We start from the raw sequence: 12,192 nt of genomic DNA on the forward strand, positions 1-12,192 counted from the left end.
TCGCCGTGGCGACTACAACACTTAGTACTCATCAGAGAGCGGTGCGATCAAGCGTCGCGGCGAAGGCCCTTATGGCCGTCACCGGCCTGATCTTGGTCCTGTTCCTGCTCTTTCACATGTTCGGCAACCTGAAGATCCTCATGAGCGTCGAGGACTTCAACCACTACGCGGGATTCCTGCGCACCATCCTCAACCCGATCCTGCCCGGAGACACCTTCCTGTGGATGTTCCGGTGCGTCCTGCTGCTGTGCATCATCCTGCACATCTGGTCCGCCTCCCGGGTGACCAAGCAGAACGTCAAGGGAAGCGGCGGTCGAGGACGCTACTCGATCAAGAAGTCCCTGTCGCCGAACAACTCGTACGCGGCCCGGACCATGATCTGGAGCGGCATCATCATCGTGCTGTTCGTGATCATGCACCTGCTGCAGTTCACGATCGCTCCGGCAGCCTTCGGCAATCCCCACGACGGTCCTGACGGGCGCGCCGGGATGGTCTTCACGGCCTTCGGCAACTGGGTCTTCATCGTCATCTACGTGATTGCGATGGCGGCGATCTGCGCCCACGTCAGCCACGGATTCTGGAGCGCCTTCGCAACCCTCGGAGCCAACGTCTCGGGCCTGACCCGCAAGGTCCTGCGGCTGTGCTCGTGGGCCGTCGGAGCCGTCATCTTCGTCGGCTTCCTGGTGCCTCCGTTCCTCATCTTCTTCAACATCGTCGGGGGGGCCAACTGATGTCCACTTCAGCCAAAGAGACCAATGCCGAACTGGCAGGCCAGTACTGGCAGGTCGGTGAAGACATTCAGGACAAGAAGGCCAATGTCAGCCTTCCGATCGAGAAGATGTGGCCCGACCGCCAGTTCACCTCGCGTCTGGTGAACCCGGCCAACCGCCGCAAGATGACCGTCATCATCGTCGGGACGGGGCTCGCCGGCGGCGCTGCGGCAGCCACCCTCGGCGAGGCCGGCTACCGCGTGGAGAACTTCTGCTACCAGGACTCCCCGCGTCGCGCCCACTCGATCGCAGCACAGGGCGGCATCAACGCCGCCAAGAACTACAAGTACGACGGCGACTCCGTCTACCGGCTGTTCTACGACACCGTCAAGGGCGGTGACTACCGCGCCCGTGAGACCAACGTCTACCGGCTCGCCGCGGTGAGCGCGAACATCATCGACCAGTGCGTCGCCCAGGGTGTTCCGTTCGCCCGCGAGTACGGCGGACTGCTCGACAACCGGTCCTTCGGCGGCGTGCAGGTGCAGCGCACCTTCTACGCCCGTGGGCAAACGGGTCAGCAGCTGCTGATCGGCGCCTACCAGGCTCTCGAGCGTCAGGTCAACGCCGGCACCGTGCACATGCACACCCGCCACGAGATGGTCGAGCTGATCGTCGCCGACGGCCGCGCACGCGGCATCGTCACCCGCGACATGATCACCGGCAAGATCGAGGAGTGGCTGGCGGACGTCGTCGTTCTGGCCACCGGCGGATACGGCAACGTGTTCTTCCTGTCGACCAACGCCATGGGCTGCAATGTCACCGCCACCTGGCGGGCGCACCGCAAGGGCGCCTTCTTCGGCAACCCCTGCTTCACGCAGATCCACCCCACCTGCATCCCGGTGCACGGCGACAACCAGTCCAAGCTCACCCTGATGTCGGAGTCGCTGCGAAACGACGGTCGCATCTGGGTGCCCAAGAAGGCCGAGGACTGCGAGAAGGACCCCCGCCAGATCCCCGAGGCGGACCGCGACTACTACCTGGAGCGGATCTACCCCTCCTTCGGCAACCTGGTTCCCCGTGACATCGCGTCCCGGCAGGCCAAGTACCGCTGCGACGAGGGTCTCGGTGTCGGACCGAAGGTCAAGGAGATCGATCACGACGGCACGGAGCACATGCGCTCCCGCGGCGTCTACCTCGACTTCGCCGAGGCCATCGGCCGACTGGGCAAGGACGCCGTCGAGAAGAAGTACGGCAACCTGTTCGACATGTACCAGCGGATCACCGATGAGAACCCCTACGAGGTTCCGATGCGGATCTACCCCGCGGTGCACTACACGATGGGCGGACTGTGGGTCGACTACGACCTGGAGTCGTCCATCCCCGGGCTGTTCGTGTGCGGAGAGGCCAACTTCTCCGACCACGGTGCGAACCGGCTGGGCGCCTCGGCCCTGATGCAGGGTCTGGCCGACGGCTACTTCGTGCTGCCGAACACCATCACCGACTACCTGGCGGACTCCCCGAAGTTCCCCAAGGTGGATCTGAAGCACCCGGCCGTGGTGGCCGCCCGTCAGGGCGTCGAGAGCCGTGTCAACAAGCTGCTGTCGATCAACGGCACCCGCACGGTGGACTCGATCCACAAGGAACTCGGCCACATCATGTGGGAGTACTGCGGCATGGAGCGCAATGAGGCCGGCCTGGTCAAGGCCATCGGTCTCATCCGCAACCTGCGCAACGAGTTCTGGACCAACGTCAAGGTCACCGGCGTCAACGAGGAGCTCAACCAGACCCTCGAGCGCGCCGGTCGTCTCGCCGACTTCCTGGAGCTTGGTGAGCTGATGTGCATCGACGCCCTGCACCGTCGCGAGTCCTGTGGCGGGCACTTCCGTGCCGAGTCCCAGACCGAGGAGGGCGAGGCGCTGCGTCACGACGACACCTACCAGTACGTCGCCGCCTGGGAGTGGACCGGTGAGGGTCACAAGCCCGTCCTGCACAAGGAACCGCTGATCTACAACTCGATCCAGGTCAAGCAGAGGAGCTACAAGTGAAAATCAATCTGCGTATCTGGCGTCAGCGCAATGCTGACGACCACGGACGTCTGGTCGAGTACACCCTCGACGGGGTCTCGGGAGACATGTCCTTCCTGGAGATGCTCGACCAGCTCAATGAGCAGCTCACCGAGAAGGGCGAGGACCCGGTGGCCTTCGACTCCGACTGCCGCGAGGGCATCTGCGGCCAGTGCGGCGTCGTCATCAACGGCGTGCCCCACGGCGGCCAGGGTGTGGCCCAGCCGGTCCGCACCACGACCTGCCAGCTGCACATGCGCTCCTTCGCCGACGGCTCGACGATCACCATCGAGCCCTGGAAGGCCGCGGCCTTCCCGGTGCTGCGCGACCTGGTCGTGGACCGCTCCGCCCTGGACCGCGTCATCGAGGCCGGCGGCTACATCTCGGTCAACACCGGTGCAGCCCCCGACGCGCACGCCGTCCAGATCAACAAGAAGCGCGCGGACCGCGCCTTCGACGCCGCCACCTGCATCGGTTGCGGCGCCTGCGTGGCGGCCTGCCCGAATGGTTCAGCGATGCTGTTCACCTCGGCGAAGATCACCCACCTGGCGATGCTCCCTCAGGGCCAGCCGGAGCGGGTGCTGCGCGTGAAGTCGATGGTGGCCGAGCAGGACGCCGAGGGATTCGGCGGCTGCACCAACATCGGCGAGTGCGCCGCGGTCTGCCCCAAGGGCATTCCGTTGGAGTCGATCAGCCAGCTCAACCGCGATCTCATCGCCTCGCTGTTCAAGCACGACGGCAAGGAAGACTGAGCTGATCGAGGCAGGGGGACGACCCCCTCGCAACCCCCGTGGCGGGGGCTCTGCGCAGGGGTGAGTCCCGCCTCGCTGGCCATTCGGCTGGTGAGTGGGGGACGACCCCCTCGCAACCCCCATGGCGGGGGCTCTGCGCAGGGGTGAGTCCCAGGTTGTGTCGCCAGGATGGGCCGGTTCCTGGGGCCGGCCCATCTGCCGTGTCGGGCAGGATGCGGATCGTACATTGATCGCTTGTGAATCCCGTGGGTGGATTCAGGACCTCGAGGGAGGGCGCTTCGTGACACACAACAAGACCGCCGTTTGGTGGCGAGTGGTCTGGCGATACATCCTCAAAGTGTTGGCGACGCTTCTCGCGACCATCGTCGGGTGCACAGTGCTGCTGGCTATCGGGTTCGCGATTCCCAACGGGCGGATCATCAACCAGGTCGTCGCCCAGTCCCGGAGCGGGCTCAACTCGGCCAGCTATCAGCCGAACGGGCTGAGCAACCGGACCGACACCTTCACCGAGACCATCGGATACTGCATCGGCGTTCTTCCGGCGCACTCGCAGATGCCGCTGTGGAAGCGGGTCTCGATGGTTCCGCGGTGCACCGGGGGACCTCAGGTCGCGGTGATGATGGGGCACTTCAAGAGGCACCCGAACGAGCTCACCGGTGGCGCGAGCCCCTATATCCGCTACTGGTCCGGCTTCTCAGTGGTCTCCAGGCCTGCGCTGGCACTGGGCGGGGTCTACATGGCTCGGGTGGTGTCGCTGTTGTGCCTGGTGGCCGCGGTGTTCTACCTCGCCGTCATGCTGGCGAAACGCGCCGGCCTGTGGGCGGCGATCGGGCTGATCGGCGTCTATCTGGGCACCACCGATCTGTTGGCGCTGACCTCGCAGTTCACCCACGCGCTGGCCCAGGCGACCATTCTGGCCACCGGAGCGATGATGCTGCAGTTCGGCCGCAAGTGGCAGACCGTGGGCTACCTCGCGGTGGTCTCGGGCGGCCTGTTCGCATTCATGGATCTGTTGACGAACCCTCCGGCATCCTGTGCCCTGACTGTCGCGATGGCGGGTCTGGTGGGCTGGACGGGGAGCCGTCGGATACGCACCACGCTGGTCTTTCTGGCGTCATCGACTCTTGGATGGCTCGTCGGTTTCGTGGGCACCTGGGTGGCGAGATGGATCGAGGCGATGCCCTACAACGGCGGGAGGACGACAGTCAGCAACGTGAGGAACACGGCGAAGTTCCGTCTCGATGGCGACGTGTCATCTACTGGCCGCCACTACGCGGTTAATCTGGAACCCGGAGCGACCACCATGACGAATTTCCGCATGTGGCTGTCCTACCCGCTCTCGCAGTACGTGCTGACAATGGTGATCGTGCTCGCCCTGGTCATCATCGCGTGGCTGCTCCTGCGTGACCGTCACAGTCTGGTGGGGATGCTCGTCCTACTCATTCCCGTGCTGTATGTTCCCGGATACCTGGAGATTATGAGGAGCCACTCCCAGATTCACAGCTGGTTCGTCTTCAGGGATGTCGCGATGGGGTTCGCCGTGACCGCGGCAGTCTGCCTCCACTTCTTGGAGGAGAAGGTGCGGCCTCACGCCGTGCCGGTGGTTCTGCGAGTCCGTGATGACCCAGCCGGTATCCGAACCACCGAAGGCTCCGACGACATGAATGGCGCCGCGAGGCCGAGCATGTCATAATTGTGGACTGTGCCTGTGGGCGCCGGCTCCTGCCACGGGGGGACCGTCCGGCGCGATGGGCCTCACACCATACTTCGAGCACCAGGTGACCTGTGGCACCGGCGAGGACATCTCATGAGCAACATCATCCAGGAGATCGACAAGGCCGCCATGCGCGACGACATCCCCGACTTCCGCACCGGCGACACCATCCGGGTGTACGTCAAGGTCGTCGAGGGCAGCCGTTCCCGTGTGCAGCTGTTCACCGGCGTGTGCATCTCGCGCACCGGCGGCGGCATCCAGGAGGCTTTCACGGTCCGCAAGCTGAGCTTTGGAACCGGTGTCGAGCGGACCTTCCCGCTGCACTCCCCAATCATCGACCACATCGAGGTCGAGCGCGAGGGCCGGGTGCGCCGCGCCAAGCTGTACTACCTGCGCGGTCTGCGCGGCAAGGCCGCCAAGATCAAGGACAAGCACGCCAACCGGTGAGCTGACCCCGCACACTCGCTCCGGAAGGACCCCCGCCACGGCGGGGGTCCTTCTGTTGTGGCAGCAGGCTGTCGAGAGGTGAGGATCGACCCGCCGGGAGGCCTGTGACCGACGAGCACCGGACCGCTGTGCGCCATGTCGGCGATGACTAGAATGCCGATGGCGTCGCGCATCGGGATGGACCCGCGACACGGAGGACGCCGGCAAGGACGACCGTGGCGAGGAAAAGTCAACCCGAGGGCTCGCAGAGCTCCGTCTCCGGATGGCGTCGGTTGCGCGGAGGGCTCACCGAGCTTGTGCTCATCGTGGTGGGGGCGCTCATCATCTCCGCCGGGATGCGGGCCTTCGTCGGCCAGATGTTCGTCATTCCGTCTGGGTCGATGGAACAGACCCTGGAGATCGGCGACCGCGTCGAGGCCCTCAAGGTCACCGACTTCAAACGGGGCGACATCGTCGTCTTCAGGGACTCCGAGCACTGGCTCGGCGGGGATCCGGCGAAACGGTCGGTCCCCGGCCAGGTCCTCGAGTTCATCGGGCTGCTGCCCAACACCAGCTCCAACTACCTCATCAAGAGAGTCATCGGGATGCCCGGGGACACCGTCTCCTGCTGCAACTCTCAGGGCCGGATGAGCGTCAACGGTAAGGCCCTCGACGAGTCCGACTATCTGTACCGCCAGCAGAACGGCCAGACGGTGGCCCCCTCGTCCATCGCGTTCACGGTGACTGTGCCGAAGGACCGGATCTTCGTGATGGGTGACCACCGCGACGCCTCGGGCGACTCCCGGTTCCATCTCAGCGATGTCGGCGACGAGTACACCGGGGCCTCGGCATTCGTGCCGATAGGCGACGTCGTCGGACCTGCCAAGGCGGTCGTCGTCCCGCTGTCGCGAATACGCGTGCTGCGCACCCCCGCAGCCTTCGACGGCATCGAGGACCGCTCCTCCAGGGCGCCGGCGCGCGCCGCCATCTGCCTGGGCGAGTCCTGCCCCCGACCATGAGGATGGTGGGGCCGGGACCGCTGGGTCCCGAAAGGCTGCTGCGACGGGTCGGACTGGGCCCGGTCGCCGGCTGCGACGAGGCCGGGCGCGGAGCCTGCGCGGGACCGATGGTGGCCGCCGCGGTGATCCTGGCCGACGGCCGAGGTGGACAGATCCCCGGCCTGGCCGACTCGAAGAAGCTCACCCCGCGGGCCCGCGAGAAGTGCTACCGGCAGATCATGACCCATGCCCGGGCCAGCGCATGGGTGGCGGTGCCGGCCGCCGAGTGCGACCGACTGGGCATCCAGGAGGCCGACATCCAGGGCCTGAGACGGGCGGTGGCACGACTGTCCGTGCGCCCCGGATACGTCATCAGCGACGGCTTCCCGGTGGACGGCCTCGGCGTCCCCTGTCTGGGAATGTGGAAGGGGGACGACGTGTGCGCCTGCGTCTCGGCGGCGTCGGTGGTGGCCAAGGTGGTGCGGGACCGGATCATGGTGGCGATGGACGCTGAGATACCCGGGTACGGCTTCGCGGTCCACAAGGGATACGCCACCCGGGCCCACCAGCAGCGCCTCGAGGAGCTCGGCCCCAGCCCCCAGCACCGGCTGACATACGCCAATGTGGTCCGAGCGGCTAAAGTGCATGCATCATGAGTGCCGACGATCTTGACGAGTACGAGAGCCGGGTCGAGCTTGAGCTCTACCGGGAGTACAAGGACGTGGTCGGAATCTTCACCTACGCGGTGGAGACCGAACGCCGTTTCTACCTGTGCAACGCTGTCGACCTCAAGGTGCGCACCGAGGGAAATGACGTGTACTACGAGGTCTCGATGGCCGATGCCTGGGTGTGGGACATGTACCGACCCTCACGGTTCGTCAAGACCGCCAAGATCCTGACCTTCCGGGACGTCTCCATCGAGGAGATCGTCCACTCCGAGCTCGAGGTCCCCGAGAAGTAGCCCTCGGTTCCGCCGGAATGCCACGGGTCCACGCCGACCTGTGGACAGTCCCGCGGGTTCAGACTCACAGGAACTGGTCTGTGGACAACTGACCGATCCGCCCTCCCACCGCCATACGTGACGGTGAGGAGGTGGTCACGATGACCCCTGAACCACCGCCGGACCCCGCTCCGGCACCCCTGGACGCCACTGCCCCCTGGTCCCTGTCCCCGCCCGCCGGCGCACAGCTCGTCACCACGCCACGAGGGGCCGCCCTGCGGGGACGCAACGACCCACGAGCCCGGCTCGGAGCCTGGGGGGAGGACGTCGCCCTCGATCACCTGCGCTGCCTGGGATGGCACGTGATGGCCCGCAACTGGGCGTGCGAGATCGGCGAGATCGATATCGTCGCACTGGAACCGGGCCCCACCCCGGCCACCGAGACCCTTGTCCTGGTCGAGGTCAAGTGCCGTTCCGGAACCGGCTTCGGGGATCCGCTGGAGTCCATCACGGTGGCCAAGGTCCGCAAGCTGCGCAGCTTGGCGCTGGCCTGGCTCAGCGCCAGTCCGCGCTGGATCCCCCGGATCAGGCTGGACGCCATCGGCGTCCAGCGGATCGGCGGGCGGCCCCCGGTCATCACCCACGTGCGGGGGATCTCATGACCGGGGCGAGCGCCTGGTCGGTCGCCCTGGTCGGCATGGAGGGGGCCATGGTGGAGGTCGAGGCGGCCACCGGCGGGGGCCTGCCGCGCACTGTGCTGGTCGGCCTTCCAGACACCGCCCTCTACGAGGCCCGCGACCGGTGCCGCGCCTCCGTGGCGGCGGCAGGGCTCGGCTGGCCCAGCCAGCTGCTCACCATCAACCTCACCCCCGCATCCCTGCCCAAGGCCGGGACCCACTTCGATCTGGCGATCGCCGCCGCCACCCTGGCCAGCGTCGGCGTCGTGCACAGGACGCTGCTCGGGTCGACCGTGCTGATGGGCGAGCTCGGCCTGGACAGCCGGGTGAGGGCGGTGCGCGGCGTCCTGCCCGCCCTGCTCGCGGCACGCTCTGCCGGGTTCGAGCGCGCCGTGGTGCCCGCCTCCCAGTACCGCGAGGCGGCGCTGGTGAAGGGGCTGACCATCTGGCCGGTGACCGGTCTGAAGGACCTGGTCGCGGTGCTCAACGGATGCTCACTGCTGATGCCACCAGCGCAGTCTGAGCACCCGACCGAGGAGATCGAGGACGGCGGTGGGGATCTCGATGAGGTGATCGGCCAGCAGGAGGCCCGATTCGCCCTGGAGGTCGCCGCGGCAGGTCGCCACCACCTCCTGCTGCGCGGGGCGCCGGGCTGCGGAAAGTCGATGATCGCGGCCAGACTGCCGACCATCCTGCCGGCCCTGATCGAGCAGGAGGCCCTGGAGGTGACCGCCCTGCACTCCTTGGCGGGCACCAACCCCGCCGGGGGACTGATCACCCGGCCGCCGCTGTCGGCACCTCACCACAACGTGTCGATGGCCGCGATGGTCGGCGGCGGCCCCAGGATCGCCCGTCCCGGGGCGATCTCCCTGGCCCACCGCGGGGTGCTCTTCCTGGACGAGGCGCCGGAGTTCCCACCCCGCGTCCTCGATGCCCTGCGCGGTCCCCTGGAGACCGGAACAGTCACGATAGGACGATCCCAGGCGCAGACCCGCTACCCGGCCCGCTTCCAGCTCGTGACGGCACTGAACCCCTGTCCCTGCGGGATGGCCGACGATCCCTCTGGGCGGTGCACCTGCACACCACAGGCGGTGATGCGCTACGCCGCGCGACTGTCCGGACCGATCCTCGACCGGGTCGACGTGCACCAGCGGATGCGGCCGCTCACCAGCGCCGCTCTGCTCGGGTCGCGGATCATGCCCGCCGCCGAGTCCAGCAGCACGGTCGCCGCCCGGGTGGCCGATGCCAGGCAGCGTGCCGCGGCACGGCTGGCGGAGACGCCGTGGCGCACCAATGCCGACATCCCCGGCTCCTACCTGAGGCGCAGCCTGCCGGCCCCCTCGGACGCCGAGGTCCTGGAGGAGGCCCTCGCCCGGGGCCGGCTGAGCGCCCGCGGGGTCGACAAGGTGCTCAGAATCGCATGGACGTTGGCCGACCTGGCCGGCACGGACCGGATCGGCGCCAGCCAGCTACGCGCCGCCATGGCGCTGAGACGAGCGGAGACATGATGACCAGTGGGGAGTGGACACAGGAGAGGGTGGCCAGAGCCGCCCTGAGCGCGGTGAGCGAGCCGGCAAGTCCGGCCCTGGCCGAGGGCCTGCAGCGGTGGACCGGCGTCGAACTGTGGCACCGGGTCCGCGACGGCCAGCAGTACCCCTCCTGGCAGGCTCGAGCCAGGACGCTGCAGCTCCAGCAGCTGGTCGAACGGGCCCAGACGCTGGGCATCCGATTCATCATCCCCGGGGATCGGCAGTGGCCGGCGCGTCTGGACGATCTGGCCGGCGGGCCCACCCACGAGGGAATGGCAGGGGCTCCCGCCGGGCTGTGGTTGCGTGGCCCGCTGGATCTCGCCCTGGTCACCGACCGGGCGGTGGGAATCGTCGGGTCCCGGGCGGCCACCGGATACGGCCAGGACGTCGCCATGGACCTGGCTCACGACCTGGCCTGCAGGAGAGTCGGCCAGCCGGACCCCTGGACGGTGATCTCGGGAGGGGCCTACGGAATCGACGTCGCGGCCCACCGGGGTGCCCTGGCGGCCAGCGGGGTGACGGTCTGCGTGCAGGCCGGCGGGCTGGACCAGCTCTACCCGCGCGGCAATGTCGGGGTGCTGGAGCAGATTCTCGCCGAGGGACTGATGGTCTCCGAGCGACCACCGGGAGCCCACCCCACCCGGCCCGGCTTCCTGGCGCGCAACCGGCTCATCGCCGCAGTCTCGATGGGCGTGGTGGTGGTGGAGGCATCACGGCGTTCCGGTGCCCTGAGTACGGCCAACTGGGCCGAGAAACTGCTGAGACCGGTGATGGCGGTGCCCGGTCCGGTGTCGTCCAGCCGGTCGGCGGGACCGAACCTGTGGATCCGCGACGCTCGCGCCATCCTGGTGCGCGACGCCGACGACATCCGGCGGGACCTGGGACCGATCCAACCCGACCTGCCCTGGGAGCCGGGTCCCTCCCGGCCGCTGGACGCGCTGGCACCCGAACTGCGCGACGTCTACGAGGCGCTCCCGGCTCGCGGCGCGGTCGGGGCCGACGAGATCGCGCTGGAGGCCGGACAGAGCATTCAGGACTGCCTCGTCGGTCTGGATGCGCTCGAGGACGCCGGACGGGCGCAACGTCACGACAACGGCACCTGGTCGGTCAGGCTGCAGGGCGGCCCGCCACCGCGGTGAGGGCGACGTGCCTCAGTCGATGTTGTAGAGGAGGTAGCTGGCTCCGCCGAGGGCGCCCAGGGCGGTGCCGAGCAGGACCTGGAGCCGGGTGTGGCGGCCCTCGTCGACCCGAGCCCAGGCCAGCAGCGGCACGGCGGCGGCGCAGAGGGCTCCGGCGCCGATCCAGGCGAGGATGAGGATGTAGAGCCGGTGGCGTTCGGTGCGGCGCACCACCTGTTCGTCGCTGACCGATCCGGATCTCAGGAGTACTGCCAGGGTGAGGTAGGGGCCGGCCACCAGGCAGATCAGTCCCACGGTCAGGCAGATCAGTCGGGTCCGGGGGTCGGTGGGGGTGACCAGGCAGGTGATGGTCCAGACCAGCGAGACGATGTGCGGGGGACTGGCGATCCGTCCGGCCAGGGCCGAGCCGTGGTGTGCGGGCCGCGACGCGAGCCGCCTCAGATCGGGATCGGGGTCGTCGGGAGTCGAGGCGGCCCGGGCGTCGTCGATCTCCATGAGTCGACGCGCGCGCTCGATGCCGGGGTGGAGCAGGCGGTCCAGGACGGTCATGGCCATCACCCCGAGGATTCTCGTCGACACCGCCATCGTAACGGCACCTGCTGCTGTCGGGTCGCCCCCGCACCGCACCCCCGACCGCGATGAGCGCGCGTCTTCCGCGCCCGACGCCCAGTTCCTGCCCGCGATCCCGAGAATTGTCACCGGTCCGAGCGGTAGCGTCCTGACTATGACTTTCAAGAGCGTCTTGCTGGACCCTGTTGGGGGTTCTCTGTGCAAATGAAGTATTCACGTGGTGATGTACTTGCGTTCCTGGTGACGACCACCCTGTCTCTTCTCATGTTCTGGGGGATCGACCTGCTCTCGAACAATCATCAGGAACTGTTTGTGCGAGTGCTGGCGGTCCTACTGGCTGCGTCCGTGGGGCTCGGGGTCGTGTGGGGGCGTCGGACAAGAAGAAAGGAGAGGAAGGACGGCAGTTCGCGGAATTGATAGCGAATTACCGTCTGGCTCGAGCGTGTCCTCCAAGTGCGGCGGGATGACGAGTTGATCAGCTTCCTCTCCGGCGCAGCCGTCAAAGAGGAGACTATGTGGGGGCTGGGATCGGACTGCGTCTTTACCGGCTCTTCAGGATCCAGGGTGTAGTCGGGGTCTGAACCCTCCGGTCTCCAGGAGGCTTCGGAGTCGGTAGTGGACCTCGTTGCGGAAGCCCAGGGCGATGCCGCGGAGGTGTTCGAGTCTGCCGTTGA

At 67.4% G+C, this 12,192-nt stretch carries 11 protein-coding genes and 1 pseudogene; 11 read left to right on the forward strand and 1 reads right to left on the reverse strand.

The genetic code is table 11. From position 1 onward, the window contains the following. The first annotated feature begins 71 nt into the window (after positions 1-71). The 11 genes and pseudogenes from H590_RS0102990 (at position 72) to H590_RS0103040 (ending at position 10,948) form a co-directional block, all read left to right on the forward strand. Positions 72-731 carry a succinate dehydrogenase cytochrome b subunit gene (locus tag H590_RS0102990; protein WP_028702391.1) on the forward strand — a complete coding sequence of 220 codons (660 nt, stop codon included), beginning with the start codon at positions 72-74 and terminating at the stop codon, positions 729-731. Then, positions 731-2,755 (forward strand): fumarate reductase/succinate dehydrogenase flavoprotein subunit, encoded by a 2,025-nt coding sequence (locus H590_RS0102995; protein WP_097798645.1) that lies wholly within the window; start codon positions 731-733, stop codon positions 2,753-2,755. The genes H590_RS0102990 and H590_RS0102995 overlap by 1 nt, the downstream gene beginning before the upstream one ends. Then, positions 2,752-3,525 (forward strand): succinate dehydrogenase/fumarate reductase iron-sulfur subunit, encoded by a 774-nt coding sequence (locus H590_RS0103000; protein ID WP_028702393.1) that lies wholly within the window; start codon positions 2,752-2,754, stop codon positions 3,523-3,525. Before H590_RS0102995 ends, H590_RS0103000 begins: the two co-directional genes overlap by 4 nt. Before the next feature lie 340 nt (positions 3,526-3,865). Then, the gene (locus H590_RS0103005) at positions 3,866-5,218 is read left to right on the forward strand and encodes a hypothetical protein (RefSeq protein WP_161625993.1); all 1,353 of its coding nucleotides are present in this window, start codon (positions 3,866-3,868) and stop codon (positions 5,216-5,218) included. A gap of 114 nt (positions 5,219-5,332) precedes the next feature. Then, positions 5,333-5,686: a 50S ribosomal protein L19 gene (rplS, locus tag H590_RS0103010; protein WP_028702395.1), complete on the forward strand. Its 354-nt coding sequence runs from the start codon at positions 5,333-5,335 to the stop codon at positions 5,684-5,686. Between the two features lie 163 nt (positions 5,687-5,849). Further along, positions 5,850-6,684: pseudogene (gene lepB, locus H590_RS0103015) on the forward strand (signal peptidase I); the annotation flags it as partial. Positions 6,685-6,704: 20 nt separating this feature from the next. After that, positions 6,705-7,319: a ribonuclease HII gene (locus H590_RS0103020; RefSeq protein WP_028702397.1), complete on the forward strand. Its 615-nt coding sequence runs from the start codon at positions 6,705-6,707 to the stop codon at positions 7,317-7,319. Beyond that, the gene (locus H590_RS0103025) at positions 7,316-7,624 is read left to right on the forward strand and encodes a DUF2469 domain-containing protein (RefSeq protein ID WP_028702398.1); all 309 of its coding nucleotides are present in this window, start codon (positions 7,316-7,318) and stop codon (positions 7,622-7,624) included. The genes H590_RS0103020 and H590_RS0103025 overlap by 4 nt, the downstream gene beginning before the upstream one ends. A 140-nt stretch (positions 7,625-7,764) precedes the next feature. After that, positions 7,765-8,265: a YraN family protein gene (locus H590_RS0103030; RefSeq protein WP_084149232.1), complete on the forward strand. Its 501-nt coding sequence runs from the start codon at positions 7,765-7,767 to the stop codon at positions 8,263-8,265. Continuing rightward, a complete protein-coding gene (locus tag H590_RS0103035) occupies positions 8,262-9,788 on the forward strand; it encodes a YifB family Mg chelatase-like AAA ATPase (protein ID WP_036980769.1) in 1,527 nt (508 codons plus the stop codon). Before H590_RS0103030 ends, H590_RS0103035 begins: the two co-directional genes overlap by 4 nt. Beyond that, positions 9,788-10,948, forward strand: coding sequence for a DNA-processing protein DprA (locus tag H590_RS0103040; RefSeq protein WP_028702401.1), 1,161 nt, complete (start codon positions 9,788-9,790; stop codon positions 10,946-10,948). Before H590_RS0103035 ends, H590_RS0103040 begins: the two co-directional genes overlap by 1 nt. 12 nt (positions 10,949-10,960) lie before the next feature. Here the strand turns inward: H590_RS0103040 and H590_RS0103045 are convergent, their stop codons facing one another. Then, positions 10,961-11,533, reverse strand: a complete 573-nt coding sequence (locus H590_RS0103045) for a phosphatase PAP2 family protein (RefSeq protein WP_028702402.1) — start codon at positions 11,531-11,533, stop codon at positions 10,961-10,963. Between the last annotated feature and the right edge of the window lie 659 nt (positions 11,534-12,192).

The sequence above is a fragment of the Acidipropionibacterium jensenii DSM 20535 genome (assembly GCF_000425285.1).
Taxonomy (GTDB): domain Bacteria; phylum Actinomycetota; class Actinomycetes; order Propionibacteriales; family Propionibacteriaceae; genus Acidipropionibacterium; species Acidipropionibacterium jensenii.